28 protein-coding genes are annotated in these 26,486 nt (G+C 66.1%); 16 read left to right on the top strand and 12 right to left on the bottom strand.

Annotated elements, in window-relative coordinates; all coding sequences use genetic code 11:
* On the top strand, positions 1-1,273 hold a 1,273-nt coding region (gene radA / locus AC16HO_RS04285; protein WP_484335300.1), incomplete at its 5' end, for a DNA repair protein RadA.
* Positions 1,274-1,288: 15 nt separating this feature from the next.
* Here the strand turns inward: radA and AC16HO_RS04280 are convergent.
* From AC16HO_RS04280 to AC16HO_RS04270, 3 genes are all read right to left on the bottom strand, one after another.
* Positions 1,289-2,617 (bottom strand): hypothetical protein, encoded by a 1,329-nt coding sequence (locus AC16HO_RS04280; RefSeq protein ID WP_395642447.1) that lies wholly within the window; start codon positions 2,615-2,617, stop codon positions 1,289-1,291.
* A 78-nt stretch (positions 2,618-2,695) separates the two neighbouring features.
* Positions 2,696-3,061 (bottom strand): DUF488 domain-containing protein, encoded by a 366-nt coding sequence (locus AC16HO_RS04275; RefSeq protein ID WP_395642446.1) that lies wholly within the window; start codon positions 3,059-3,061, stop codon positions 2,696-2,698.
* A 13-nt stretch (positions 3,062-3,074) separates the two neighbouring features.
* Positions 3,075-3,872 carry a cytochrome C assembly family protein gene (locus tag AC16HO_RS04270; protein WP_395642445.1) on the bottom strand — a complete coding sequence of 266 codons (798 nt, stop codon included), beginning with the start codon at positions 3,870-3,872 and terminating at the stop codon, positions 3,075-3,077.
* Between the two features lie 153 nt (positions 3,873-4,025).
* Between AC16HO_RS04270 and ffh the strand changes: the two genes are divergently transcribed.
* A complete protein-coding gene (gene ffh, locus AC16HO_RS04265) occupies positions 4,026-5,411 on the top strand; it encodes a signal recognition particle protein (RefSeq protein ID WP_395642444.1) in 1,386 nt (461 codons plus the stop codon).
* A 64-nt stretch (positions 5,412-5,475) separates the two neighbouring features.
* On the opposite strand, the gene AC16HO_RS04260 is transcribed toward ffh, so the two are convergent.
* The gene (locus AC16HO_RS04260; RefSeq protein WP_395642443.1) at positions 5,476-5,868 is read right to left on the bottom strand and encodes a nuclear transport factor 2 family protein; all 393 of its coding nucleotides are present in this window, start codon (positions 5,866-5,868) and stop codon (positions 5,476-5,478) included.
* A 190-nt stretch (positions 5,869-6,058) separates the two neighbouring features.
* Between AC16HO_RS04260 and AC16HO_RS04255 the strand changes: the two genes are divergently transcribed.
* The 10 genes from AC16HO_RS04255 to AC16HO_RS04210 all read left to right on the top strand — a co-directional run bounded on the left by AC16HO_RS04255 (position 6,059) and on the right by AC16HO_RS04210 (position 15,155).
* Complete coding sequence (locus AC16HO_RS04255; RefSeq protein WP_395642442.1) at positions 6,059-6,418, top strand: YerC/YecD family TrpR-related protein; 360 nt, start codon at positions 6,059-6,061, stop codon at positions 6,416-6,418.
* Between the two features lie 52 nt (positions 6,419-6,470).
* Complete coding sequence (gene hisG, locus AC16HO_RS04250; RefSeq protein WP_395642441.1) at positions 6,471-7,379, top strand: ATP phosphoribosyltransferase; 909 nt, start codon at positions 6,471-6,473, stop codon at positions 7,377-7,379.
* Positions 7,376-8,710 (top strand): histidinol dehydrogenase, encoded by a 1,335-nt coding sequence (gene hisD, locus AC16HO_RS04245; protein WP_395642440.1) that lies wholly within the window; start codon positions 7,376-7,378, stop codon positions 8,708-8,710. The genes hisG and hisD overlap by 4 nt, the downstream gene beginning before the upstream one ends.
* Positions 8,707-9,795, top strand: coding sequence for a histidinol-phosphate transaminase (hisC, locus tag AC16HO_RS04240; protein WP_395642439.1), 1,089 nt, complete (start codon positions 8,707-8,709; stop codon positions 9,793-9,795). The genes hisD and hisC overlap by 4 nt, the downstream gene beginning before the upstream one ends.
* A complete protein-coding gene (gene hisB / locus AC16HO_RS04235; RefSeq protein WP_395642438.1) occupies positions 9,792-10,898 on the top strand; it encodes a bifunctional histidinol-phosphatase/imidazoleglycerol-phosphate dehydratase HisB in 1,107 nt (368 codons plus the stop codon). The genes hisC and hisB overlap by 4 nt, the downstream gene beginning before the upstream one ends.
* A complete protein-coding gene (hisH, locus tag AC16HO_RS04230; protein WP_395642437.1) occupies positions 10,898-11,506 on the top strand; it encodes an imidazole glycerol phosphate synthase subunit HisH in 609 nt (202 codons plus the stop codon). The genes hisB and hisH overlap by 1 nt, the downstream gene beginning before the upstream one ends.
* A gap of 70 nt (positions 11,507-11,576) precedes the next feature.
* Entirely contained in the window at positions 11,577-12,302 is a 726-nt protein-coding gene (hisA, locus tag AC16HO_RS04225) for a 1-(5-phosphoribosyl)-5-[(5-phosphoribosylamino)methylideneamino]imidazole-4-carboxamide isomerase (RefSeq protein WP_395642436.1), read from the top strand.
* The gene (gene hisF / locus AC16HO_RS04220) at positions 12,296-13,066 is read left to right on the top strand and encodes an imidazole glycerol phosphate synthase subunit HisF (RefSeq protein WP_395642435.1); all 771 of its coding nucleotides are present in this window, start codon (positions 12,296-12,298) and stop codon (positions 13,064-13,066) included. Before hisA ends, hisF begins: the two co-directional genes overlap by 7 nt.
* Entirely contained in the window at positions 13,063-13,674 is a 612-nt protein-coding gene (gene hisIE / locus AC16HO_RS04215) for a bifunctional phosphoribosyl-AMP cyclohydrolase/phosphoribosyl-ATP diphosphatase HisIE (protein ID WP_395642434.1), read from the top strand. The genes hisF and hisIE overlap by 4 nt, the downstream gene beginning before the upstream one ends.
* Before the next feature lie 62 nt (positions 13,675-13,736).
* Positions 13,737-15,155 carry a M20/M25/M40 family metallo-hydrolase gene (locus tag AC16HO_RS04210; RefSeq protein ID WP_395642433.1) on the top strand — a complete coding sequence of 473 codons (1,419 nt, stop codon included), beginning with the start codon at positions 13,737-13,739 and terminating at the stop codon, positions 15,153-15,155.
* A 33-nt stretch (positions 15,156-15,188) separates the two neighbouring features.
* On the opposite strand, the gene AC16HO_RS04205 is transcribed toward AC16HO_RS04210, so the two are convergent.
* From AC16HO_RS04205 to AC16HO_RS04185, 5 genes are all read right to left on the bottom strand, one after another.
* Positions 15,189-16,211 (bottom strand): C13 family peptidase, encoded by a 1,023-nt coding sequence (locus AC16HO_RS04205; protein ID WP_395642432.1) that lies wholly within the window; start codon positions 16,209-16,211, stop codon positions 15,189-15,191.
* 152 nt (positions 16,212-16,363) lie between these two features.
* Complete coding sequence (gene mtnC, locus AC16HO_RS04200) at positions 16,364-17,044, bottom strand: acireductone synthase (protein WP_395642431.1); 681 nt, start codon at positions 17,042-17,044, stop codon at positions 16,364-16,366.
* Positions 17,041-17,472 (bottom strand): PH domain-containing protein, encoded by a 432-nt coding sequence (locus AC16HO_RS04195; RefSeq protein ID WP_395642430.1) that lies wholly within the window; start codon positions 17,470-17,472, stop codon positions 17,041-17,043. Before AC16HO_RS04195 ends, mtnC begins: the two co-directional genes overlap by 4 nt.
* Positions 17,469-18,029, bottom strand: coding sequence for a 1,2-dihydroxy-3-keto-5-methylthiopentene dioxygenase (locus AC16HO_RS04190; RefSeq protein ID WP_395642429.1), 561 nt, complete (start codon positions 18,027-18,029; stop codon positions 17,469-17,471). The genes AC16HO_RS04195 and AC16HO_RS04190 overlap by 4 nt, the downstream gene beginning before the upstream one ends.
* Positions 18,026-18,655 carry a methylthioribulose 1-phosphate dehydratase gene (locus AC16HO_RS04185; protein WP_395642428.1) on the bottom strand — a complete coding sequence of 210 codons (630 nt, stop codon included), beginning with the start codon at positions 18,653-18,655 and terminating at the stop codon, positions 18,026-18,028. The genes AC16HO_RS04190 and AC16HO_RS04185 overlap by 4 nt, the downstream gene beginning before the upstream one ends.
* Positions 18,656-18,787: 132 nt before the next feature.
* On the opposite strand from AC16HO_RS04185, the gene AC16HO_RS04180 reads away from it, so the two are divergent.
* The 3 genes from AC16HO_RS04180 (at position 18,788) to AC16HO_RS04170 (ending at position 22,166) form a co-directional block, all read left to right on the top strand.
* Entirely contained in the window at positions 18,788-19,147 is a 360-nt protein-coding gene (locus AC16HO_RS04180) for a hypothetical protein (protein WP_395642427.1), read from the top strand.
* Between the two features lie 122 nt (positions 19,148-19,269).
* A complete protein-coding gene (locus AC16HO_RS04175; protein WP_395642426.1) occupies positions 19,270-20,598 on the top strand; it encodes an MFS transporter in 1,329 nt (442 codons plus the stop codon).
* Positions 20,599-20,681: 83 nt separating this feature from the next.
* Complete coding sequence (locus AC16HO_RS04170) at positions 20,682-22,166, top strand: DNA recombination protein RmuC (protein WP_395642638.1); 1,485 nt, start codon at positions 20,682-20,684, stop codon at positions 22,164-22,166.
* A gap of 34 nt (positions 22,167-22,200) precedes the next feature.
* Here AC16HO_RS04170 and AC16HO_RS04165 read toward each other — a convergent pair whose 3' ends face one another.
* From AC16HO_RS04165 to AC16HO_RS04155, 3 genes are all read right to left on the bottom strand, one after another.
* Positions 22,201-22,614 (bottom strand): hypothetical protein, encoded by a 414-nt coding sequence (locus AC16HO_RS04165; protein WP_395642425.1) that lies wholly within the window; start codon positions 22,612-22,614, stop codon positions 22,201-22,203.
* A gap of 15 nt (positions 22,615-22,629) precedes the next feature.
* Positions 22,630-24,087: an APC family permease gene (locus tag AC16HO_RS04160; RefSeq protein WP_395642637.1), complete on the bottom strand. Its 1,458-nt coding sequence runs from the start codon at positions 24,085-24,087 to the stop codon at positions 22,630-22,632.
* A gap of 109 nt (positions 24,088-24,196) precedes the next feature.
* The gene (locus AC16HO_RS04155; protein WP_395642424.1) at positions 24,197-25,705 is read right to left on the bottom strand and encodes an amino acid permease; all 1,509 of its coding nucleotides are present in this window, start codon (positions 25,703-25,705) and stop codon (positions 24,197-24,199) included.
* A gap of 131 nt (positions 25,706-25,836) precedes the next feature.
* Here AC16HO_RS04155 and AC16HO_RS04150 point away from each other — a divergent pair, with 131 nt between their 5' ends.
* A complete protein-coding gene (locus tag AC16HO_RS04150; RefSeq protein ID WP_395642423.1) occupies positions 25,837-26,421 on the top strand; it encodes an NUDIX hydrolase in 585 nt (194 codons plus the stop codon).
* Positions 26,422-26,486 lie beyond the last annotated feature (65 nt).

The following is a 26,486-nucleotide window of genomic DNA, read 5'->3' as shown; positions in this document are numbered from 1 at the left end:
CGAGTTCGTGGTCGAGCCGGCGGCGAAGAGCGGCGCGGTGCGGCGCGCGGGCTACGCCGGCGCGGGCGATGCGGCGAAGATCCTCGCGTTGACCGACGTTGCCGCCGAAGCGGAGACGCGCGTGCGCGTCGGCATCGGCGAACTCGACCGCGTGCTCGGCGGCGGCCTCGTCGAAGGCTCGGTCGTGCTCGTCGGCGGCGACCCGGGCATCGGCAAGTCGACGCTGCTGCTGCAGACGCTCGGCGCGCTCGGCGCGCGCCTGCGCACGCTGTACGTGTCGGGCGAGGAGTCGCTCGCTCAGATCGCCGCGCGTGCGCAGCGCCTCGGCCTGCCGCTGGAGCCGCTGCGCTGCCTCGCCGAAACCTGCGTCGAGCGCATCGTCGAGCATGCGCAGAAGGATGCCCCGCGCGCGCTCGTGATCGATTCGATCCAGACGGTCTGGACCGAAACGCTGACCGCGGCGCCCGGCTCGGTCAGCCAGGTGCGCGAGTCGGCCGCGCGCCTGGTGCGCTACGCCAAGGAGACCGGCACGAGCATCTTCCTCGTCGGCCATGTGACCAAGGAGGGCGGCATCGCGGGCCCGCGCGTGCTCGAACACATGGTCGACGCCGTGCTTTACTTCGAAGGCGAGTCCGGTTCGCGTTTCCGCGTGCTGCGCGCATTCAAGAACCGCTTCGGCGCGGTGAACGATCTCGGCGTGTTCGCGATGGGCGACAAGGGGCTGCGCGAGGTGCCGAATCCGTCGGCGATCTTCCTCTCGGCGCACAGTGCGCCGACGCCGGGCAGCGCCGTCATGGTGACGCGCGAAGGTACGCGGCCGCTGCTCGTCGAGGTGCAGGCGCTGGTCGATCAATCCTCGCTCGGCAATCCGCGTCGCGTCGCGCTCGGCCTCGAACAGAACCGGCTCGCGATGCTGCTCGCCGTGCTGCACCGGCACGGCGGCATCGCGGTCTACGACCAGGACGTCTTCGTCAACGTCGTCGGCGGCATCCGCGTGCAGGAAACGGCGGCCGACCTGCCGGTGCTGCTCGCAGTGCTGTCGAGTTTCCGCGACCGGCCGCTGCCGGAGAAACTCGTTGCGTTCGGCGAAGTCGGCTTGTCGGGCGAGATCCGTCCCGTGCCGAACGGCGAGGAACGCCTGCGCGAAGCGGCGACGCACGGATTCCTCAAGGCGATCGTGCCGAAGGCGAACGCGCCGAAGAAGGCGAAGATCGGCGAGATGGAGATCGTCGCGGTCGAGCGCCTCGCAGAAGCGCTCGCCGCAGTGGACTGAACGGATGGAGTTCGGTTACGGCGTATCGGGGCCTCCGGGTACTTTGCAGCAGGTCGCGGTGGCCCCGGCATAGTTGTTCACGGTATTGCCATAGAACTCGCAGGTCCAGGCGCCGCCGTTTTGGTAGCTCGAAACCAGCCGCGTGTCTCCCATCAAGCCGCCCGGCGATGAATAGCACGATCCCCCCGTAACCGTGTAACCGGATGGGCAGCTTGGCGACGTAATGGTGAAGCCTGCGCCATTGCCGTTGGTCGCCGAGTTGTTGACTTGCGTGCATGCGAGCGGCGTCGGATTCGGCGCCACGAACGCGCCGACGACGTCGACGACGACTTGCGTTTCGGTGGAGGCGAACACGTCGAAGTAGGGGTTGGTTGTCGTCATTGGCAGAATGCCGGCGTTGGCAACGATTTCGTTCGGGTTGTAGTTCATCCAGCTGCTCACCGGAGTGGTGCCGTCCGGATAGACCTGCAGATAGGCGCCGTCCACGCCGGAGTAACCCATGGAGACGACGGTGACATTGATCGCGAGCGCGGCCGGCGGATTTCTGTTGATGCCGAAATAGGCACTGTACGCGTTGCAGGTGCCGCCTTGGGCCGCGGCGGTGTTCACGCCGAATTTCCGCGAGGTTGCGGCGAGTATCGGACCGCCGCCGCCGCTGGCGCGGGTATCGACCAGGCGGCACGATGCGTAGATCGGAATGTAGGTCAGGTCGTAGTGATCGGTTCCGAGCGAATCGGGGGTGACGGCGGTGGTTCCGGACCGATCGGAGGTCAGGTTCTGCTGCCCGGCCGCGCTGGCCGCGCCGGCGGCGGCCAGCGCATCGCGTGCCGTCGCGGCCGCCGCCACCTGGTCGAAGCTCGTCTCCGGACTTTGCATCAGCGAATTGAGCAGGTCGATGCGCCAGGCATCCGTCAGTCCTTCGGCGGCTGCCCGGGACGTGAAGCCCTGCACGACGCGTTGGGCATGCGCCAGCTTTTGCTGCGCCGCCGCCAGCGCGGCGGCGTACTTCGGCGCGCTTGTGCCGGGCGAACGGGTGGCCGGGCCGGAAGGCGCGGCGGTTTGCGCACCTTGCGCCGGTGCGCAAGCCATGGAAACGGCCAAGGTCAAGGCCGAGAGCGTCAAACAATTGGTCGAATTCGATTGCATGATCTTGCTCCTGATGGTTGAGGTACCAAGCTTGGTTGACCGGCGTCCCGTTCCACGACAGAGGTTTTCCTTCGCCGCGGGTGGCCTGCCTGCCCTGGAACGACGGAGAAACCCGCGGCACGGGATCCGTTGCCGGTGCACGAAGACGATCGACGTCCTCCACAGGGGGTTACGCCGTCCGGAGCCGATTACTGACATGGCGGTGCTTGCGGCACGGATTCCCGCGCAAGCACCGCACCGTTGCTTCCGTCGGCGCGGGCTTCGCTCGCAGGGTTATTACCGGCGCGATTCGAGGAAATTCTTCAGCACGATCGCGTGGTTGTGTGTCTCGTCTTTCGCGGCATAGACGAGCGTGACGGGCGTCTGCGCGAGGATCCGGTCCATCTGCGCGACTGCCGCGGTGTTCGACTTCAGTTCCGCGTCATAGCGCCGCCTGAATTCGGCGAAACGCGCCGGGTCGTGGCCGAACCAGACGCGCAGCGCCGGACTCGGCGCGATCTCCTTGAGCCAAAGATCGACATGCGCGGCGTCCTTGCCCAGTCCGCGCGGCCAGAGGCGATCGACGAGGATGCGATACCCGTCGTCCTCGTCCGGCGCGGCGTAGGCGCGTTTGATCGCGATGGCGTGGCGGTGCGCGGGCATGCCCGCCATCGTACTACTGCACTCGCTTGAGAACGACTTCCAGCACGAAGCGGCTGCCGAAGAACGCGAGCAGCAGCAACAGCATGCCGATCAGCGTCAGGTTGACTGCGCGGCGGCCGCGCCAGCCATGGCGCCAGCGCCCGAACAGCAGGGCGCCGAACACGAGCCACGCGGCGATCGAAAGAATCGTCTTGTGCGCGAGATGCTGGTCGAACAGGTTGGTGACGAACAGGATGCCGCTGACCAGGGTCAGCGTAAGCAGCACGAAACCGGCGCCGATCAGGCGGAACATCAGCGCTTCGGTCAGGGTCAGCGGCGGCAGCGTGCGCACGAGGCCGTCGAAGCGGCGCGCGTGCAGCGCGCGCTCCTGCAGCGCGAGCAGGATCGCGAGCACGGCAGCGATGCTGAGCACGCTGTAGCCGAGCAGGGCGAAGATCACATGCAGTTTGATCTGCCACTCCATCGTCATCGGTTGCGTCGACGGGGCCAGAAACGCATCGACCCCGAGCAGCAAGGATGCGAGCGGGAACACGATCACGCCCAGCGTCGCTACCGGCCGGCTCAGGTTGACGATGAGGCACAGCGCGGCGATGCAGGCCGCGACCAGGGACAATGCGGCGAAGAAGTGCAGATCCACGCCGCCGCGATGTGCGCCGAGCAGGGCGGCGAAATGCAGCACGACCGCAAATGCGCCGAAACCCAGCCCGACCGCGCGCGGCTGAGCCTGGCGGTGCAGCAGGGGCAGGGAGAGAATCGCCGCGGCGATGAGGTACAGCGCGGTGGCGAGCAGGGAGGAGATCGTGATGAACATCCGCCAAGTGTCGCATATCGCGTTGGCCGTGCCACGCGCCCGGCAGCCCGGTCGCGGACTGTCCATCGGCCGGGCGTGATCGATAGCGCCACGGGAGCGGTCGGGGCGATCAGCCAGTATAATCCGCGGCTCGCTTCCATCCCGGCAAGACCCATGTTCGAATCCCTGAGCCAACGCCTTTCCACCACGATCGAGCGCCTGCGCGGTCGCGCGCGGCTGACCGACGCGAACATCCGCGAGGCACTGCGCGAGGTGCGCATCGCGCTGCTCGAAGCGGACGTGGCGCTGCCCGTGGTGCAGGCGCTGATCCAGCGCATCCAGGTGCGCGCGGTCGGGCAGGAGGTGTTGAAGAGCCTGTCGCCGGGACAGACGCTGGTCAAGGTCGTGCGCGACGAGCTGACCGCGGTGATGGGTTCGGTCAACACCGACCTGAACCTTGCCGCCGCGCCGCCGGCGATCGTGCTGATGGCCGGCTTGCAGGGCGCCGGCAAGACGACGACGGTGGCCAAGCTCGCCAGGTTCCTCAAGGACCGCAGGAAGAAAAAGGTCATGGTCGTCAGCGCCGACGTGTATCGCCCGGCGGCGATCGAGCAGTTGCGCACGCTGGCCGAACAGGTCGGCGTGCTGTTCCATCCGAGCACGGGCGATGAGGATCCGGTCGCGATCGCGCGGGGCGCGCTCGATGCAGCGAAGAAGAATTTCGCCGACGTGCTGCTGGTCGACACCGCGGGTCGTCTCGCGATCGATGCGCAGATGATGGACGAGATCAAGCGCCTGCACGCGGCGCTGAATCCGATCGAGACCCTGTTCGTGGTCGATGCGATGACCGGCCAGGACGCGGCGAACACGGCCAAGGCCTTCGCCGAAGCGCTGCCGCTGACCGGCGTCGTGCTGACCAAGACCGACGGCGATGCGCGCGGCGGCGCGGCGTTGAGCGTGCGCTACATCACCGGGCGCCCGATCAAGTTCATCGGCGTGTCGGAAAAACCCGATGGCCTCGATGCGTTTCATCCGGACCGCATCGCCCAGCGCATCCTCGGCATGGGTGACGTGCTCTCACTGGTCGAACAGGTCGAGCAGAACGTCGACAAGGAAAAGGCGCAGAAGCTTGCCGAGAAAGTGATGAAGGGCAAGCGCTTCGACATGAACGACATGCGCGACCAGTTGCAGCAGATGGTGTCGATGGGCGGCTTGGCCTCGCTGATGGACAAGCTGCCCGGTGTCGGCAACCTGCCCGATGCGGTGAAGTCGAAGGTCAACGACAAGGAAGTCCACCGCATGATCGCCATCGTCAACTCGATGACGAAGAAGGAGCGCCGTCACCCCGACCTGTTGAATGGTTCACGGCGGGCGCGCGTGGCGAAGGGCTCGGGTACCCAGCCGGCCGACGTCAACCGCCTGCTCAAGCAGTACATGCAGATGGAAAAAATGATGTCGAAGATGGGCGCGGGCGGGATGAAAGGCCTGATGCGGCAGATGGGTGCGGCGATGAAGGGCATGGGCGGCGGTGGAATGCCTCCCGGAGGGCTGATGCGCTGATCCACGGCTTCGCCGCTTTCGTTCGTCACTTCAGCTTGCGCCGAAATGCCGAATCCGGGATGGTTCAGCCCTCGGCGACGACCGTGCCCTGATGGAAGACGATCTTCCATCCCTCCTCCGTTCGGCGCCAGATCGACGCACGGCGCGTGATGCGTTGCTCCTGCCGCAATGTGTAAGTGACGAGATAGTTGTCCGCTGCAATCTCGGCGCAATGGAAGTCGCGTACATCCCATTCGTCGTCGCCTGGATTGTGTCCGCGCTCCTCGAGCACATCGAGAACGTACTCGCGCGAATAGCGCCGGCCCGAGGCGCCGATTTCCCAGAACGCCGCATCGGTCATGCGCTCGAAATCGGCGCGGGTCATGCCGAATTCGGGGTGATGGAAGACCGGTTCGCGCGATCGGAGTTCCGCGAGAACGGGCTCAATCTCTGCCGTGGTGACGAGTTCGGGTTCCATGGCTACGTCGTGATATGGCCGCTGCGCCAGTTGCTGCAATCTTCGGCAAATCGGCGCTGCGGTCAAGCGCGGCGTTGCGGGGCCGCAACCCATGGACGGCAATTCGAGAGCAGCGGCTGCATTTTTCTGATTTCATGTATTAGTGCACTATTACATTGATTTGCGCTTTCCGATCTGCTAGCCTGCACCCATGAAACGCAAGCAGATCGATCCCGAAACCACCAAGGAGTCAGCCGAAGACAACCTGTGCCGGGCGCTGCTGGCCATGCGCGGCATCGGCGAGATGCGCTCGTTCCTGCGCGATCTGTGCACGCCGGCAGAGCTCGAGGCGCTGATCGATCGTTGGCGCGTGGTGCCGTATCTGCTCGACGGCATGGCTTATCGCGAGATCCACGAACGCACCGGGGTCAGCGTGACCACGGTCGGGCGCGTGGCGCGCTTCCTCGCCGAGGGCAACGGCGGATATCGCGCCGCGATCGAGCACCATGCGGTGCCTTCGTTGCGCAAGCGCGGTCGACCCGCGAAGACGCCCGCCAGGAAAACCGTTTGATCGGGACGGGCGGGCAGGAAGCCCGCCTTTCTTTTTGCCGAGATAGCAGAAGATGACGAATGCAAAGAACCGTGATCGCTTGCGCATCGCGATCCAGAAATCCGGGCGCATGGCCGACGTGTCGCAGGATCTGCTCGCGCGTTGCGGCCTGAAGTTCCGCCAGAGTAGAGACAAGCTGTTCTGTTTCGGCGAGAGCATGCCGATCGACCTGCTGCTGGTGCGTGACGACGACATCCCCGGTTTGATCGCGCAGGGCGTGTGCGACCTCGGCATCGTCGGCCGCAACGTGCTCGCCGAGCAGGCGCTGACTTCGCGCGCGAACGGCGACGCCGCGCCCGGCGTGGAGCTGCGCCCGCTCAACACCAGCCGCTGCCGCCTGTCGATCGCGGTGCCGCAGGAGATGGAGTACGAGAGTCCGCGGCAGTTGCAGGGCCAGCGCATCGCCACGTCGTATCCGGCGCTGCTCGGCGATTGGCTTGCGCGCAACGGGGTCGAGGCCAAGGTCGTGTTCCTCGCCGGCTCGGTCGAGATCGCGCCACGCCTCGGCACCGCGGACCTGATCTGCGACCTCGTGTCCAGCGGCGCGACGCTCGCGGCGAACCAGCTCAAGGAAGCGGTCGTGCTGCTCGACAGCGAGGCGGTCATCGCCGGCCCCGAAGAACTGCCGCTCGACGAGCGTGGCGAACTGCGCGAACTGCTGCTGCGCCGCATCGACGGCGTGATCCAGGTGCGCGAATCCAAACTCGTGATGCTGCACGCGGCGCGCTCTGCAGTCGAGGCGATCCGCGCCATTCTGCCGAATGCGCAGACGCCGACCCTGCTGCCGATCGAAGGCAGCCCGGATCAGGTCGCCTTGCAGGCCGTGTGCTATGGCGCAGTGACGTGGACCCACCTCGAAGACATGAAACGCGCCGGTGCGAGCCAGTTGCTGGTATTGCCGGTGGAGAAGATTCTGGCATGAACGCGCAGCAGGAAACCCTGGAACTGGCGTGCGTCGAATGGGCCGCGCTCGATGCCGACGCGCGTCGTGCCGCGTTGCGCCGCCCCGTGCAGGAGCGCAGTACGGAGTTGGCGGCCGCTGTGGCGCGCATCCTCGACCAGGTACGCGCCGACGGCGACGCCAGTCTGCGCGCGTTGACCCGCCGCTACGACGGCTGCGAGCTTGCGACGTTCGCAGTGGGCGAGGCCGAATTCGCCGAAGCCGAAGCCGGTCTCGATGTGGCGCTGAAACGGGCGATCGCCGACGCGAAAGGACGCATCGAAACGTTCCATCGTGCCGCCGCGCCGCAAGTGGTGAGGGTCGAGACTGCGCCGGGCGTGGTCTGCGAGCGCGTGACACGGCCGATCGCACGCGTGGGCCTGTACGTGCCCGCAGGCAGTGCGCCGCTGCCATCGACCGCGCTGATGCTGGGCGTGCCGGCGCAGATCGCGAAGAATCCGCAGGTCGTGATGTGCACCCCGGCGGGCAAGGACGGGCGTGCCGACGCGGCGGTGCTGTACGTCGCGGCGCTGTGCGGCATCCGTCATGTATTCAAGCTCGGCGGCGCGCAGGCGATCGCTGCGATGGCGTTCGGCACCGCGTCGGTTCCCGCTTGCGACAAGTTGTTCGGGCCGGGCAATTCGTATGTCACCGAGGCCAAGCGTCAGGCGTCGGCGTTGCTGGGTGGCCCGGCCATCGACATGCCGGCCGGGCCGTCCGAGGTGCTCGTGATCGCCGACGCAGCGGCGAATCCGGAATTCGTCGCCGCCGATCTGCTTTCGCAGGCCGAGCATGGGCCGGAGTCGCAGGTGTTGCTGCTGGCCGACGACCGCGCGCTGCTCGATGCGACGCGTGCAGCACTCGCGCGCCAGCTCGCGTTGTTGCCGCGCGCCGACATCGCGCGCGCCGCTCTGGCGAAGAGTCGCCTGGTCCGGGTGGCCTCGCTGGCCGAAGCGGTCGCGATCAGCAACGAGTATGCGCCCGAGCACTTGATCCTCAACGTGCGCGATCCGCGCGCGCTGCTGCCTCAGCTGGAGAACGCGGGATCGGTTTTTCTCGGTTCGTGGTCGCCCGAGGCGGTCGGCGACTACTGCAGCGGCACCAATCATGTGTTGCCCACCTACGGCTATGCGCGCGCCTGGAGCGGCGTGTCGGTTGCGAGCTTCGTCAAGCAGATCACGGTACAGGAATTGTCCGCCGATGGGCTGCGTGCGATCGGCGCCTGCGCGGCGACGCTGGCCCGGGCGGAACGTTTGAACGCGCATGAGCGAGCCGTGACACTTCGCCTGGCCGATCTGGAATCGAAGCGATGAGTGCGTCGACACCACTGAAACTGCTCGAACGCGCGCGGCCTGAAATCCTCGCGATGCAGCCGTATTCGTCGGCACGCATGGAGGCGGGGCAGGCGACGATCATGCTCAATGCGAACGAATCGCCCTGGGCACCGGCCGGCGACGCCGGGCCCGGCCTCAATCGCTATCCCGATCCGCAGCCGCCCGCGTTGCGCAACCGCTTGGCTGAGTTGTACGGTATCGCCGCCGAGCAGGTGCTGGTCGGACGTGGCAGCGACGAGGCGATCGATCTGCTCGTGCGTGCGTTCTGCCGCGAAGGCCGCGACACGATCGCGATCTCGCCGCCGACCTTCGGCATGTACGCCGTCGCCGCGCGTACCCAGGGAGCGGCGGTGATCGAGGCGCCGCTGGGCGCGGATTTCGCCGTCGATGCCGATGCCATGCTCGCGAAGATCTCCGACTCGACCAAGCTCGTCTTTGTCTGCACGCCGAACAATCCGACCGGGGCGCTGGTGCCGCCGGGGGTGGTGGAAAAGCTCGCACTGGCCCTGCGCGACCGCGCGCTGGTCGTCGTCGATGAGGCGTATCTCGAATTTGCCGGTGATGCGGCCAGCGCTGCGACATTGCTCGGTCGCCACGAAAACCTCGCTGTGCTGCGTACGCTGTCGAAGGCCTATGCGCTGGCCGGTGCGCGTGTCGGCACGCTGCTCGCGCATGCGCAGATCGTCGCGCTGTTGCGCCGTATCCAGGCGCCGTATCCGATTCCCGCACCGTGCGCCGATGCCGCCCTCGCGGCGCTGTCGGCGCAGGGTGTCGCGCGAGCGCGCGAGCGCATTGCGACCCTGCTGGGCGAACGCGAACGCCTTGCGCGTGCGCTGCCGTCGGCGGCGGGTGTGCTCGCGGTGTATCCGTCCTCGGCGAACTTCCTCTGCGTGCGCTTCGCTGACGCGCCGAAGGCCTATCGAACCTTGCTCGCCCTCGGCATCATCGTGCGCGACGTCAGCCGCTATCCGGGGCTGGCCGATTGCCTGCGCATCACGATCGGCACGCCGCAGGAGAACGCGAGCCTGCTCGGCGCACTCGGTCTGCGGGAGTCGGCGGCATGAGCCAGCGCAAGATTCTTTTCGTCGACCGCGACGGCACGCTGATCGTCGAGCCGGCCGACTTCCAGATCGACGCCTACGAGAAGCTCGCGCTGGTCGAGGGCGTGATTCCCGCGCTCGCGCGCATCGTTGCGGCGGGCTACGAACTGGTCATGATCACCAATCAGGACGGACTCGGTACCGACAGCTTTCCGCGGCACACGTTCGACGGGCCGCACGAACTGATGATGCGCATCTTCGCCTCGCAGGGCATTCGCTTCCGCGAGGTGCTGATCGATCCAAGCTTCGCCCACGAAGGCCGTGGCACGCGCAAGCCCGGCACGGGACTCGTGCGCCACCATCTCGCCGACGACGGTTGGAGCCGTGCGCAATCGGCCATGGTCGGCGACCGCGAAACCGATGCGCAGTTCGCGGCGAACCTCGGCATCCGCAGCTTTCGCCTCGACACCGGCGAGTGGAACTGGAGCGCGATCGCGCATGAGTTGTGCGACGCGCCGCGGCGCGCCTCGGTCCGGCGCGACACGCGCGAGACACGCATCGCGGTAACCGTCGACCTCGATCGTGTGGCCGAACCCAGGGTGCATACGGGTCTGGGCTTCTTCGACCACATGCTCGAGCAGATTGGCAAGCACGGCGGCTTCGCGCTGGATCTGCGTTGCGACGGCGACACCCACATCGACGAGCACCACACAATCGAGGACTGCGCGCTGGCGCTCGGCACGGCGCTGCGTCAGGCGCTCGGCGACAAGCGCGGCATCGGCCGCTACGGCGCGGCGGCGGAAGCGAAGAGTGGCGCGGCCGCCGTCGACATCGTCCTGCCGATGGACGAAACGATCGCGCGCGCGGCACTCGATCTTTCCGGGCGCGCCTATTTCGTGTTCGACGGCGGCTTTCCGCGCGATCGCGTCGGCGACATTCCCACCGAACTCGTGCCGCACTTCTTCCGTTCGCTGTGCGATACGCTCGGCGCCAACCTGCACCTGGCTGTGCGTGGCGACAACGCGCACCACATGATCGAGGCCTGCTTCAAGTCGGTCGCGCGTGCGCTGCGCGCCGCATTGCGGCGCGAGGGCTCGGAGTTGCCGAGCACGAAAGGGGCGCTGTGATGGAGAACGTCGTGTTGATCGATGCCGGTGGCACCAATATCGGCTCGGTGCGCTATGCCCTGCAGCGGCTCGGCGTCGACGCACCGCTGTCGAGCGACGCCGACGAGATCCGCGCGGCGACGCATGTGATCCTGCCCGGCGTCGGCGCGGCGGCGCCCGGCATGGCGCGCCTGCACGACACGGGCCTGGTCGAGGTCGTGCGCAGCTTGACCCAGCCCGTGCTCGGTGTCTGCCTCGGCATGCAGTTGCTGTTCGAACATTCCGAGGAGGGCGATACGCCGTGCCTGGGCCTCATTCCGGCCAGCCTGCGGCGGTTTGTGCCCGGCGACGGACTGCGCGTGCCGCACATGGGCTGGAACTCGCTGCGCATCGATCGCCCATCGCCGTTGCTTGCCGGCATCGACACCAGCGCGTTCGCGTACTTCGTGCACAGTTATGCCGCGCCGACAGGTGGCTGGACGTTGGCAAGCTGCGACTACGGCAGCACGTTCTCGGCGGTCGTGCAGCACCGAAATTTCTTCGGCGCGCAGTTCCATCCCGAGCGTTCGGCCGCGGTTGGTGCGCGGCTGCTGCAAAACTTCATCGGCTTGCGAGTGCCCGTACAATGACGGCTTTGCGTGAAAGTTGCGACAGAGGATGGCCGCTTCGCGATCCTCGCGATCAAGGACAGGCACAACGATGCTGATCATTCCCGCCATCGATTTGCGCGCTGGTCGGGTGGTGCGTCTCAAGCAGGGCGACTACGCGCAGGAAACGCGCTACGGATTCGACGCCTGCACGCTTGCCGCCGACTATGCCGACGCGGGGGCGACCTGGCTGCATCTGGTCGATCTCGATGGCGCCCGCTCGGGCGCGTTCGAGAACTTGCGCGTGATCGAGAAAATTGCGGCGAGCGAGCGCCTTGCCGTGCAGGCCGGCGGCGGCGTGCGCGAGGAGGACGACGTGCAGCGATTGCTCGATGCGGGCGTGGCGCGCGTCGTCGTCGGCAGCGTCGCCGTGCGCGCGCCGGCGCTCGTGGAGAAGTGGATCGCGCGCCACGGCGAGGATCGCCTCTGTATCGCGCTCGATACGCGTTGCGAGGATGGCATCTGGCGCCTGCCGAGTGCCGGCTGGACGCAAAGCGAGGGCGCCACCCTGGACCAACTCGCGCCGCGCTACGCCGTCGCCGGCGCGAAGCACCTGCTGTGCACGGACATCAGCCGCGACGGCATGTTGTCCGGGCCGAATCTCGACTTGTACGCGCAGGTGCAGCGCATCGCGCCGCAACTGTCGCTGATCGCTTCCGGCGGCGTGCGAGACCTCGCCGACGTGCAGGCGTTGCGCGCGCAGGGTGTCGCCGGCGTCGTGCTCGGGCGCAGCCTGCTCGAAGGCAAATTCACCCTGGCCGAGGCATTCGCATGCTGACCCGGCGCATCATCCCGTGCCTCGACGTCAAGGACGGCAAAGTCGTCAAGGGCGTGCGTTTCCGCGATCACGTCGAGATGGGCGACATCGTCGACCTGGCACAGCGCTATCGCGACGAAGGCGCGGACGAACTCGTGTTCTACGACATCACCGCAAGCCCCGAGCAGCGCTCGGTCGACCGCGACTGGGTCGCGCGCGTGGCACGCGTGATCGACATTCCATTCTGCGTCGCCGGCGGCATCCGCAGCGTCGAGGACGCGCGCGCGGTGTTGCACGCGGGCGCTGACAAGGTTTCGGTCAACTCACCCGCGCTCGAACGGCCGGGCTTGATCGACGAGCTTGCCGGGGCGTTCGGCGTGCAATGCGTCGTTGTCGGGGTCGACTCGCTGCGCGACGACGATGGCGAATGGCGCGTGCGCCAGTACAGCGGGGACCCGACCCGAACCCGCGCGCTCGCGCGCCGCACGTTGGCGTGGATCGAAGAAGTTCAGGCCCGCGGCGCCGGTGAAATCGTGCTCAATTGCATGGGCTCCGACGGCGTGCGCGCCGGTTACGACCTCGAACAATTGTGCGCCGCGCGCGCGCTGTGCAAGGTGCCGATGATCGCCTCGGGTGGCGCTGGCGCAGTCGAACATTTCCACGAAGTGTTTCGCATCGCCGATGTGGACGGCGCGCTGGCCGCGAGCGTGTTCCACTCGGGCGCGATCGCGATCCCCGTATTGAAGACTTTCCTGCGCGGTGAAAACATTCCGGTGCGACCATGATTGATCTGGATTTCACCCGGCTGGACTGGGCCAAAGGCGAGGGCTTGTTGCCCGTCGTCGTGCAGCATTGGCGCAGCGGCGCGGTGCTTATGCTCGGCTACATGAACGCAGAGGCGCTGGCGCGGACCCGGGATAGCGGCAATGTCACGTTCTATAGCCGCAGCAAGCAGCGCCTGTGGACCAAGGGCGAGTCCTCAGGGCATTTCCTGTTGTGCAAGTCGCTGCGCGCCGACTGCGACAATGACACCATCCTGGTGCAGGCCGAGCCGATCGGCCCGACCTGCCACAAGGGCACGCCAAGCTGCTTCGGTGACGGTTCGGAACCGCCGCTGGCGTTTCTTGCCGAGCTCGACGCGCTGGTCGCGCGACGCGAGCGCGAACGGCCCGCCGGCAGCTACACGACCAGGCTGTTCGAGGGCGGCATCCGCCGCATCGCGCAGAAGGTCGGCGAGGAGGGTGTCGAGACCGCGCTGGCGGCCGTGGCGCAGGACGAGGCGGCGTTGCGCGGCGAGGCGGCCGATCTGATCTTTCACCTGCTCGTGCTGTTGCGTGCGCGCGGCATCGATCTAGCCGACGTGGTTGGGGAACTGCGGGCGCGACACAAATAGCGTTGCTTTCGGGTTGCGTGGCTATGGCATGATGCGGGCTTCCCAACGCCGTGAAAGCCGCCATGTCCCAGTCCCTGCTTGCCCTGTCCATCGCGTTCGCGATCAATGTTGCCCAGGCCGCTGCGCCACCCGACCCGCTCGCGCGCGAGATCTTCAAGCAGTTGATCGAGATCAACACGACCGATTCGGTTGGCAGCACGACCGATGCCGCCAGGGCGATGCAGAAGCGCTTCCTCGACGCGGGTTTCGCGCCGAACGATGCGCAGGTGCTGGTCGGCGCGAATCCGAAGCGCGGCAATCTCGTCGCGCGCCTGCGCGGCAGCGGCAAGCACAAGCCGGTGCTGATCATCGGCCATCTCGACGTGGTTGAAGCCAGGCGCGAAGACTGGACGCTGGACCCGTTCAAGTTCGTCGAGAAGGACGGTTATTTCTACGGCCGCGGCACGCAGGACATGAAGAACTCCGATGCGGTTGCCGTCGCCGCGCTGCTGCGCATGAAGAAGGAAGGCTTCGTGCCCGACCGCGACATCATTCTCGCGCTGACCGCGGACGAGGAGGGAGGAACCGACAACGGCGTCGACTGGTTGCTCAAGAACCATCGCGATCTGCTCGATGCGGAGTTCGCGCTGAACCCGGATTCCGGCGGCCTCGATGCGGACGCCGGCAAGCCGGTCGCGCTCAACGTCGATGCGACCGAGAAACTGTACGCGGACTACGAGCTCGAAATCACCGATGCCGGCGGACACAGCTCGCTGCCGCGACCCGGAAACCCGATCTATGCGTTGTCGGAAGCCCTCGTGCGGCTGGGCAAGGCGTCGTTCCCGTTCGAGCTCAATGCGGTCACGCGCGCCTGGCTCGAGCACATGCAGAAAATCGAGGACGGCGCGCGCGCCAGGGACATCAAAGGCGTGCTCGCGACGCCGCCCGATGCCGGGGCGGTTGCGCGCCTGAGCACCGACGCACGTTACAACTCCGCGCTGCACACGACCTGCGTCGCCACGCGTCTCGATGGCGGCCACGCCAACAACGCGCTGCCGCAGCGTGCGAGCGCGATCGTCAACTGCCGTATCCTGCCCGGTCATTCGTCGGAGGAGGTGCGCCGGGATCTGATCAAGATCCTCGCCGCCCCGAAGTTGACCGTGCGCTACGTCGACCCGGCCACCGATCGGCGTGTCGATGTCGCATCCGAGCACAAGGCGCTGCCGCCACCCCCGCCGCGCAAGGACGTGTTCGACGCGCTTGACACGGTCGCAGGCAGGATGTGGCCAGGCGTGCCGATCGTGGTCGACATGGCCGTGGGCGCGTCGGACAGCATTTACACGATGGCCGCGGGCATTCCGACGTACGGGTTCAACGGCACCGCGATCGACCGTGACGACGATCGCATGCACGGCCGCGACGAGCGCGTGCGCACTAAGTCATTCGACGACTCGGCCGAGTTCTACTATCGCTACTTGAAGGTGCTGACTGGCGGCAAATAGACGCGCCGCCCCTGCCGTGCGGAGCGGACGGAATCAGCGCAGATCGTGGGCGGGTTTGTCGGTGCGCAGCCTGGGCGGGGCGACGCGCTCGCGTGCCGCCACGCGGAAGGGCACGGGCGGCCCGGGCTTGAACCCGTCGCGCCATTTTTTCAGCGCGGCTTCGATCGCCGGTGTGGTCGAGATCTGCGGCAGCGAATGGGTTTGCTCGTCGCGCGTCTCCCACGTATCGATCTCCTTCCTGGCGTCGGCGAACGCGTCGGTGAACGACGTGGTGCGGTTGAGCGCGTCGACGAAGAAGGCACGGCCGAAGTCGGTGATGTCCGAACTCGTGCCGCAGCCGAACGAAGCGCGGTCGCCGCGTGCCGCGGTGATGACCATCGTGCTGTCGCCCTTGAGCGCGTCGATGAAGCCGCCGGAGTAGCAGGCCGAGATCACGAACACGCGGTGCTTGATCGGCGATTCGGAGAACACGTCGGCGAGGTCCTCGGGCACGATCTGGTCCAGCGGCAGCGGATCGAGGCTGACATAGAGTTCGTGCTCGCGCGAGCCGTGCGTGGTGATGAACACCATGAGCACGTCTTCGTCCGGATCGAGTTTCTTGCCGAGCGCGTCGACCGCGAGTTCGAGGTTGGACACGCTGGCGATCGGGCGACGATTCAGCGTGCCCGGATTGTTGATCAGGGTGAGCACATGACCCTTGGCGTCGAAGCGTTCGGTGAAAAGCTTCTCGACGTATTCGACCTCGTTGCGAAACACGTTCTCCTCGCCGTCGCCGGCGAACGAGATCAGATAGAGATTGCTCTTGCCGGGAGTACGCGGCGCGAGCTTGTCGATCGCATCCTGCACGCGTTGCGCCTGCGCATACAGTACCTGCTCGGGCGAGCCGACGTTGGCCGGCCAGACAATGGGCTGGTCGTCGCTTTCGGTTGCGACTTTCGGAGGTGTCGGCGCATCGGCTGGATGCGTGTCCAGCGCGGCCACACCGATGCTCGCGCCCGCGCTGAAGGCGAGGACGAAGACGCAGACCAAAAGCAGGCGGGTGGTGGTGAGGATCAAGGCCGGGGCGAGGCTGCAAAACGGTGCAATAGCGATATTTTAACAAATCGCACGTTGCGCTGCAGCAGATAATTTGTGGCTCGCGAAGGCGAATGTCTGCCCGCGGTTGCGGCGACCACGGCCGCACCCCGAGCCGATCTGAAGAAATCGAATCAACCTGTTGAAATCTCGTTGAAATCCGCGACCTGTTCGTGCCGGCTCGCGGATGCCTCCGCGGGTGCGCGCAGCAATTGGACGGTCTGCAGTCCCGCGGTTGCTGCGGCGTCGAGTTCCTGGACGATATCGGACAGGAACAGGATCTGGTCCGGGGGCGTCTTGATCGCGGCGGCGATGCGCCGGTACGAATCGACCTCGCGCTTGCCGCCGACTTCGGTGTCGAAATAACCCGAGAACAGCGGGGTCAGGTCGCCGGCCTCGCTGTGCCCGAACAGCAGCTTCTGCGCCGCGACCGAGCCCGAGGAGTATATATACAAGTGGATTCCTTGCCTTTTCCACTTTTGCAGGTTTTCCGCCACCTCGGGATAGACGTGGCCCCGGAACTCGCCGCTCGCATAACCGTCTTCCCAGATCAGGCCCTGCAGCGCCTTGAGCGGCGTCGCCTTGCGATCCTCGTCGATCCAGCGGATCAGCAGGTCGATGATTTCCTGCCGGCTCGCCGAGACGAGCCCCGCTTCGCGCGCGGTCTCGTGCAGCCAATGCTGTACCTCGGGCTTGTCCGCGTGCGTCTCCACGAACGCGGGCAGCTTTTCACGCGCGTACGGAAACAGCACGTCCTTGACGAAGTCGATCGAACTCGTCGTGCCCTCGATGTCGGTGACGATGGCCCGGATCATCGGTTCGACGGGTCCTGCGCATGTTCGACATGCGCCGAATAGGCGGCCTCGATCGCGCGTTTGACCCCGACCGGATCGGCGACACGGTCGAACAACACACTGCTTTCGCCGCGGCCGGTGACGCGCACGTCGCCGTAGCCGAGCAGGCGCCCCCAGGTGCTCTGTTCGAGATCGACCGTTTCGATAGCGCTGAGGCGCACCTCCTCGGTCTCACGGCCGATGATGCCGGTCTTGTGCACCACGCGTTGCGTGGTGACGCCGAGCTCGATGCCGCGCAGGCGCAGCCACTCGTAAATCGAGATGAAGATGCCGATCACGAGCGGGATCAGCACGATGCCGAGGATCAGCCGACCCTTCGCCGTCCAGTGCAGGTGGAAGCGCGCGACCAGGGTTTCGCCCGCTGCGAGCGATTCCAGAATGTAACTCATGCGGCGAGCGGCGTGGCGGGCAGACGCGGAAATTTCCCGGCAATGTCGCTGCCGGTGAAATTCGCCACCCAGCCATCCTTGTTGGTGAACAGGCGGATCGCGACGAAATAAGGCGCTTCGCTCATGTCGAACCAGTGGCGCGTGCCGTCGGGCACGCCGATCAGGTCGCCCTGCAGGCACAGGACTTCGTAGACCTTGTCGGCGATGTGCAGGGTGAACTGGCCGCGGCCGGCGACGAAAAAGCGCACCTCGTCTTCGGAATGCGTGTGTTCGTTGAGGAACTTTGCACGCAGCGCGGCGCGGTCCGGATGGTCGGGCGTGAGGCTGATCACGTCGACGGCCTGGTAGCCTTCCTCGCGCTGCAGGCGCTCGATGTCGCTGCGGTAGGCAGCGATGACCTCGTCCTGGCTGGCTCCCGGCGCGATGGGTTTTCCCGCTTCCCACTGCTCGAAGCGCACGCCGACGGCGCCGAGCTCGCGCGCGATCTCGGCGTGCTTCGTGTACGTTCCCAGCGGTTTGCTGCCGTCGGTTTCGGAATAGATGCGCAGCTCGCTCATTGTCTCAACCTCCGCAGATCCAGCTCGCAGCCGAGCAGAAATTCGAACGCCTCGATGTGGCGCTCGGTTTCGGCCATGTCGCGGCCCCAGGTGTAGATGCCGTGGCCGTCGATCAGATAACCATATAGCGGTTTGCCGGCGTCAATCCAAGTGTCCACCCTGGCGACGAGCTCGGGCATGTGCTGGGTGTTGGCGAACACCGGCAGGTCGAGCTGCGATTCGTGGGTGGTGTGACCGGCGATCGCCTTCTGCAGTTCGTAACCCTCGAAGCGGATCATGCCTGCCTTCGCATACAGGCGCGAAGCAACGGTTTGCGTGCGCGAGTGCGTGTGCAGCACCGCGTTCGCCTCGGGAAAACGCGCATAGATCTGCGTGTGCAACAGGGTTTCGGCCGAGGGGCGTGCGTTGGTGCCGACGGCTTTGCCCGTGCCGTCGACGACCATGATGTCCTCGGCGCCGAGTGCGCCCTTGTCGCGGCCCGAGATCGTGATCGCAAGATGATCGGCGTCAAGACGCATCGAGAAGTTGCTGCTCGTCGCCGGGGTCAGGCCGAGTGCGCCGAGCTTGCGCCCGGCCGCGGCGATCGCGGCGGCACGTTCGGTGAATTGTTGCGCGGTGTAGCTCAAAGTGCTGCTCCGTGGAGTTGCTGTGCCCGGGCTGGACAGAAACTATAGCGGATGACCGCGGCAAACACATGTCCGCGGATCGCGTGAAGCGTTACGCTTGCGTGCAGAATTGCAATCCGACGAAGAGGCACCATGAATATCGATATTTCCAGTTTGTCCGCGGCCGAGCTCGACGAGCTGATTGCACGCGCGGCCGCGAGGCGCGCGATCCTGGAGCCGGCGCAGCCGTCGCAGCCTCCGCAGCAGGCCGAGGCGATGGTGAATCCGGCGTGGCACACCTCGCCGCTGCCGAACGGCGTGTTGTTCATGTTGCGCCACCCCGGACTGGGTTGGCTCGGCTTCGCGTTGCCGCACGAGCATCGCGTGCATCTTGCTTCGTTGTGGCTGCACCAGTCGCTGCTGTATCGACCGGTCGAGGCGACAGTGTCCGTCGGGGCTCCGGTTGCGATCACGCCGAATTTCGGCAGCGGCGGCAGTGGCACAATGCATTGAGGGGGTTGCGGACGCAGGGCCGACTTCCAACTGCGCAGGCGCATATCGGCGCAGTCGCGTATTGATCGGGATGACCGCCGCGACTAGATTGCGTTTGCGTTTTCGTCTTGGAGAAAGGCTGGATGAGCATCGCCGCTGTCGGAGTTCCATCCGCTCCCGCACCTTCGCTGTCCGCGCTGCAGCGCCTCAAGTCGATCGTCGGCGGCTCGATCGGCAACCTCGTCGAATACTACGACTGGTATGTCTACACCTCGTTCTCGTTGTACTTCGCCCAGGCGTTCTTCCCGCAGGGCGATGCCGTGGCGCAGGCGCTCAGCGCGGCGGCGGTGTTCGCCGTCGGTTTTTTGATGCGGCCGATCGGTGGCTGGTACTTCGGCCGCTTCGCCGACCGCCACGGCCGCCGCGCCTCGTTGATGCGCTCGATCGTGCTCATGTGCGCGGGCTCGCTGTTGATCGCCGTATGTCCGACGTACGCGAGCGTCGGTGTTGCCGCGCCGATCCTGCTCGTGCTCGCGCGCCTGCTGCAGGGCCTGAGCCTCGGCGGCGAGTACGGCAGTTCTGCGACATATCTGGCCGAAATGGCGACGATCAAGCGCCGCGGTTTCTGGTCGAGCTTCCTCTATGTCACCCTGATCGCCGGACAACTGACCGCGCTCGCGGTGCTGATCGTGCTGCAGCATTGGGTGCTTGCCGAGGAACAGCTCAAGGCCTGGGGCTGGCGCATTCCGTTCGCGATCGGTGCGCTCATCGCCATCGTGGCTCTCTATCTGCGCCGGAACATGGCCGAGACCGACGCCTTCACCGGCAGCCGGGGCAACGCCGGGACCAGGCGCAACGGGGGCTCGCTCGGCCTGCTGTTCGAGCACTGGCGGGCCGCGTTGATCGTGATCGGGCTGACCATGGGGGGCACGCTCGCGTTCTACACCTACACCACGTACATGTCGAAGTTCCTCGTGCTCAGCGTCGGCCTGGACAAGGAAACGGCGACGCTGGTCAACGCGGCGACGCTGTTCGGCTACATGCTGCTGCAGCCGCTGGTCGGCGGGCTCTCCGACTACATCGGCCGGCGTCCGATCCTGATCGCGTTCGGCGTGTTCGGTGTGCTGTTGACCGTGCCCGTGCTGACGACACTGGAGGCGACGCGGGATCCGTACGCGGCCGCGAGCCTGATCATGCTGATGCTGCTCGTGGTCAGCGGCTATACGGCGATAAACGCGGTGGTGAAGGCCGAGTTGTTCCCGGTCGAAATCCGCGCGCTCGGCGTCGGCTTGCCGTATGCGCTGGCCGTGGCGATTTTCGGTGGTAGTGCGGAAACCGTGGCGCTTTGGTTCAAGCAAATCGGCCACGAAAGGGGTTTCTACTGGTACGTCACGGCCTGCATTGCCTGCTCGCTGCTGGTCTACGTTTTCGTGCCCGACACCAGGAAGACCTCGCTGATCGAAGACGCCTGATTCGCTGCACGATCTCGCCAACTGAGACGCGGCACTGTCACAATCCGTTCCCGGGGTTGAACGACAGGTGAGACGTGGCGACGATGGCGAACGACTACAGCTTGTGGGCCTTGATCGCGCTGGCTGCATTCGCACTCGGTGCGCTGGTCGCCTGGGTGCTGACCCGCGCGCGCGCCGTGATCGTAGGACGGGCGAGTCGCGATGTCGAAGTGGCGCAACTGGCATCGGAGCGTGACGTGGCCATGGATGAAGCGCGCCGCCTGCGTGGCGAGTGCGACGGCGTCACCGCCGAATTGGTCGAGCAACGCAAGGCAGTGTTCGTGCTCGGCAACGAACACGCGAATCTCACCGGGCGCCTGGAGCGCCTCACCCAGCTCGACACGGAACTTTCCGCCGCGCGCGCCGAAGCGCAGCAATGGCGCGAGGCGACGCAGCGCGCCGAGCAGCGCATCACCGAAACCGCCACGCGCGCGCAGGAGCAGCATCAGGCCGCCGCGGAAAAAATCGCCCTGCTCGAACGCGTGCGCGAGAACTTGAGCGACCAGTTCAAGGCGCTGGCCGGCGACCTGCTCGAGGAGAAGAGCAGGAAATTCACCGAGCAGAACCAGAGTCAGCTCGGCAACCTGCTCATGCCGCTGCGCGAGCAGATCGACGGATTCAAGAAGCAGGTCGGTGAGGTCTACGACAAGGAAAGCCGCGAGCGCCAGCTGCTCAAGGCCGAGATCGATGCGCTGAAGAACCTCAACCAGCGCATCGACGAGGACGCGCGCAACCTCACCCGCGCGCTCACGCGCGAGAGCAAGACGCAGGGCGCCTGGGGGGAGCTCGTGCTCGAACGCCTGCTCGAAGCGTCGGGTCTGCAGAAAGGGCGGCAGTACGAAACCCAGGCGACGTTCCAGAACGAGGCCGGCGCACGCGCACGCCCCGATGTCATCGTGCGCCTGCCTGAAGGGCGCGACATCGTGGTCGACGCGAAGGTGTCGCTGACTGCCTACGAGCGCTATTGCGCTGCGGCCGACGATGCCGAGCGCGGCGCGCAGCTCAGCGCCCATCTCGCCTCGCTGCGTGGCCACGTCAAGGAACTCGCCGACAAGCGCTACAGCGACCTGCCCGGCGTCCATTCGCTCGAATTCGTGCTGATGTTCGTGCCGGTCGAAGCGGCCTACATCGAAGCCGTGCACCGCGATGACGGCCTGCAGGAATTTGCGCTCGAGAAGCAGGTCGTCATCGTCACCACTTCGACCCTGCTCGCGACGCTGCAAACCGTGGCCAGCCTGTGGCGCAACGACGACCGCAACCGCAACGTGGTCGAGATCGCCGACCGCGCGGGCAAGCTCTACGACAAGTTCGTCGGCTTCATCGACGATCTCAACAAGGCCAGGGCACAACTCAATGCCGCCAACGATGCGCTCGCGGCGGCTTCGAGCAAGCTCGAAACCGGGCGCGGCAATCTGATCGGTCAGGTCGAGAAGCTGCGTGAACTGGGTGCGCGTACAAGCAAGGCGCTTGCCGAAAGCCAGGTCGAGCGGGCGCAACTCGACGAGGCGCAGGGCAGGCTGGACAACTAGGCTCGCGTGCCGAGCCGCCCGAGTACGCGTTGCGTCAACCGTGAGCGCTTGCCATTTTGCGCAAATGATTCGCCGCGCAGATGGCCAGGATCGCTCCGGCAAGCACTTCAAACCAGATGCTGAAATTCATTGCCAGCGTATGCTCGGAGCACAGCGCCAGCGCGTAGTGCCCCAATCCGTCCAGGCCGAAGCTTGCGTAGACGATGAGCAGCAGCGCCGCGATCGTGCACCATCCCGATGCCGCCGCAGCCAGCGCCGCGATTCCGGGAACGGTGATCGCCAGCCACGCCCAGTAGACGTTTTCGCGCGTGATCCAGTGCGGCATGTTGGGGTAGAACGCGAGGTATTCCGCGTTGTGCGCGAAGTGAACGAAGCTCGCACAGCAATACAGGGCGAGCAGCCACCAGATATGCCTCGGCAGCTGCGGCAACCGGACGAAAAACGGCACGTCGATTCCCGGGCGTCAGGTCGATGCCGTGGCAGCCGCTCCGCTGTCTTCACGATGCAGCTTGCTCTTGCGGTAGCCGTAGGCGAAATACAGCCCGAATCCGGCGAACGTCCAGATGAAGGTCAGCCACCAGTTGTAGCCGCTGAACGTGGAGAGCAGGGCGAAGCAGGAAGCGATGCCGAGAAAGCAGACCAGCGGGGCGTAGCGGATGCGGAACGGGCGCGGAATTTCCGGGTGTGCCACGCGCAGGATCCAAACGCCGGCGCAGACCGCGGCGAAGCTGATCAGCGTGCCGATCGAGGTGAGGTCGCCCAGGATGTCGAGCGGGAACACGCCGGCGAGCAGGGCGATCCCGGCGCCGGTGATCAGCGTGTTGATATGCGGGGTACGGTACTGCGGATGGATGCGCGTGAACACCGGCGGCAGCAGTCCGTCCTTTGCCATGATCATGAAAATGCGCGGCTGGCCGATGCACATGCACAGGATCACGCTCGACAGTCCGATCAGCGCGCCGATTTCGACGATCCAGCGCAGCCACGCCAGCTGCGGGTGCGCGGCGACCGCGGTGACCACGGGCTCGCTCGTGCCGAGCTGGGTGTAGGGCAGCAGGCCGGTGAGCACGGCCGCCATCGCGATGTAGAGCACCGTGCAGATCGCGAGCGAGGCGAGCATGCCGATCGGCAGGTCGCGCTTGGGATTGAGCGATTCCTGCGCGGCCACGCTGGTCGCCTCGAAGCCGATGTAGGCGAAGAACACCATCGAGGCGCCGCGCAACACGCCCGACCAGCCGAACTCGTGCGCGCCGGTGTTCTCGGGAATGAACGGATGCCACAGGCGCGTATCGACGTAGCTCCAGCCGGCGAAGATGACGAGCACGATCAGGATGATCTTGAGCGCGACCATCGCCGAATTGACCCCGGCGGATTCCTTGATGCCGACATAGCAGATGCCGGTCAGCACGGCGACGATGCCCATTGCGGGCAGATTGATGAAGGCGCCGGTCGGTTTCAGATGCGCGTCGAGCGGCGCGTTGATCAACGCGTCGGGAAGGTGGATGCCGAGGTGATTGAGCAGGCTGGCGAAGTAGCCGGTCCAGCTCGATGCGACCGCGGAGGCCGAGACGCCGTATTCGAGGATCAGCATCCAGCCGATGAACCAGGCCGCGCCTTCGCCGAGCGTGGCGTAGGTGTACGAATACGCCGAGCCCGAGACCGGCACCATCGCCGCGAACTCGGCATAGCACAGCGCGCAGAACGTGCAGCAGATCGCCGCGAGCACGAACGACAGCATGATCGCCGGTCCCGCATGCATCGCCGCAGCGTTGCCGGTGATGACGAAGATGCCGCCACCGATCACCGCGCCGATGCCGATCGCGGTCAGGCCCCAGGGGCCGAGCGTGCGGCGCAGTTCGATCTCGCCGGCTTCGTTGTTGACGGCGAGCGGGTGCTTGGTGCGCAGGAGTTGCTTGAGCATGGTCGTTCCCGGGTTCTCGTAAACGGCGAGGGCCGACATCGTGCGTCGGCCCTCGTCGGCATGGTCAAGTCGAGTCGTGTTCGGACACGGAGTTCAACGTGGCGGCTCGTCAATTGCCGTCCACAAGCTGGCTACGCTTGTAGCCGTACAGCGCGTAGATGACCAGGCCGATCACCGCCCATGCCGCGAACACCAGCTTGGCCGTCATGCTGAGGTTGACGAACAACAGCAGGCAGCCGGCGACGGCGAGGGGGCAGACGATCCACGCCAGCGGCGTGCGGAACGGACGCGGGCGATCGGGCTGCGTCTTGCGCAGCACCAGCACGCCGATCGACACCATCGCGAACGCCAGCAGGGTGCCGGAGTTGGAAGTGTCCGCCAGCTTGCCGACCGGGAACAGCGCGGCGCAGATCGAGACCACGAAACCGGTCAGGTAGGTGATGACGTGCGGAGTGTGGAACTTCTCGTGCACCTTCGACAGGGCATCCGGCAGCAGGCCGTCGCGCGACATCGTGAAGAAGATGCGGGTCTGGCCGAACATCATCATCAGGATCACCGACGGCAGTGCGACCACCGCGGCCAGTGCGATCAGGTTGCCGACCTTCGGGTAGCCGAGGACGCGGATCACGTGGGCCAGCGGTTCGTTGCTGCACACCAGCGCATTCGCGTTCTGCGGCAGGGCGCAGGCGGCGGCCATTTCCGGAGTACCCGGGTCGAGCACCGCGCCCGCGGCACTCATCAGCGGCTGGGCGCCGGCGGCACCGGCGGCGCCGTAACCGACCAACAGGTAGAAGATGGTGCAGACGCCGAGCGCGCCGATCAGGCCGATCGGGATGTTGCGGTTCGGATTCTTGGTTTCCTCCGCGGCCGTCGACACGGCGTCGAAGCCGACATAGGCGAAGAAGATGGAAGCCGCCGCGCCGAGTACGCCGACGCCGCCGGTCGGGCTGCCCCAGCCGGTGGGCAGGAACGGGACCAGGTTGCTGCTCTTGGCCGCCGGCAGGGCGAGGCCGATGAAGCCGAGCAGGGCGATGATCTTGATCGCCACCAGCACCGCGTTGACGCGCGCGCTCTTGGACGTGCCGATCACCAGCAGCCAAGTGACCGCGATGCCGATAAGGAGGGCGAGCAGGTTGATGCCGCCGCCAGAGAAGTAGCCGGTCTGCAGCCACTTCGGCAACGACAGGGCCCCCGGCGCGGTCAGGCCGAACAGACCGCTGTTGAGCAGGCCGTTGACGTAGCCGGACCAGCCGACGCACACCGCGGTCGCGCCGATGGCGTATTCCAGCACCAGCGCCCAGCCGACGATCCACGCGATCAGTTCGCCGAACACGCCGTAACTGTAGGTGTAGGCCGAACCCGAGACCGGGATCATCGAAGCGATTTCGGAATATGCGAGGGCCGCCAGTCCGCACACCACGGCTGCGATCACGAAGGCGAGCATCATGCCGGGGCCGGCCTTCTGGGCGGCTTCGGCGGTCAATACGAAGATGCCGGTGCCGATCACGGCGCCGATGCCGAGCAGGGTGAGTTGGACGGGACCGAGCTGGCGCTTGAGCGATTTCTTTTCTGCGGTTTCGAGAATCTTGTCGAGTGGCTTGACGCGCCAGAAAACCATTATGTATCCCCGGATGTGATTGTGAGGTAGCGGCTGGTGACGACGACTACGGCTGTCGATGATTGTGCCCGGATCCCACGGGCCCAAACGTGTGCCGGTAAAATACGCGACCCCTCCGCATCGGGCAAGCTGTGACGCACAAGCTGACCGTCTCGTCCCCGCATTCCTTGCAACCATGGCAGCGCGGCTGGCTGGCCGCGTTCGAGCGCTACGCTGCGCGATATCCGGCGGAGCACGCCGTCATATCCCTTTTCGCAGAATTCGCCGCGACGCACGCGGATGCGGCCGAGCGCGGCCTCGCGCTCGGCCACTTGACCGGTTCGGCCTGGCTGGTCAGCGCGGATGGAACGCGCGTTTTGCTGACCCACCACCGCAAGCTCGACCGCTGGCTGCAGCTCGGCGGGCATGCCGACGGCGACGTCGATCTCGCGCGTGTGGCGTTGCGCGAGGCGGAGGAGGAGTCCGGTTTGACGGGTCTGGTCGTCGAAGCGGAGATTTTCGACCTCGACCGGCACGAGATTCCGGCGCGGCGGAACGAGCCTGTGCATTGGCACTACGACGTGCGCCATGTCGTGCGTGCGAGCGGAGATGAAGCATACGTCGTCGGCGATGAATCGCACGCGCTGGAGTGGCGCGACGTCGCGACGCTCGCGGCGGATGAAAGCGCCGATGCATCGCTGCGGCGCATGGCGCAAAAATGGTTGAGCTTGCGCTGATCACACACCTTGCCGACGCAGTGGCGGTCGCTGCGATCCGATGGCGCCTCGCCCGCGCCGATCGA

It is taken from the genome of Rudaea sp. (assembly GCF_057139185.1).
The sequence above is the reverse complement of the archived record's forward strand: the minus strand, read 5'-3'. Positions and strand labels throughout refer to the sequence as shown.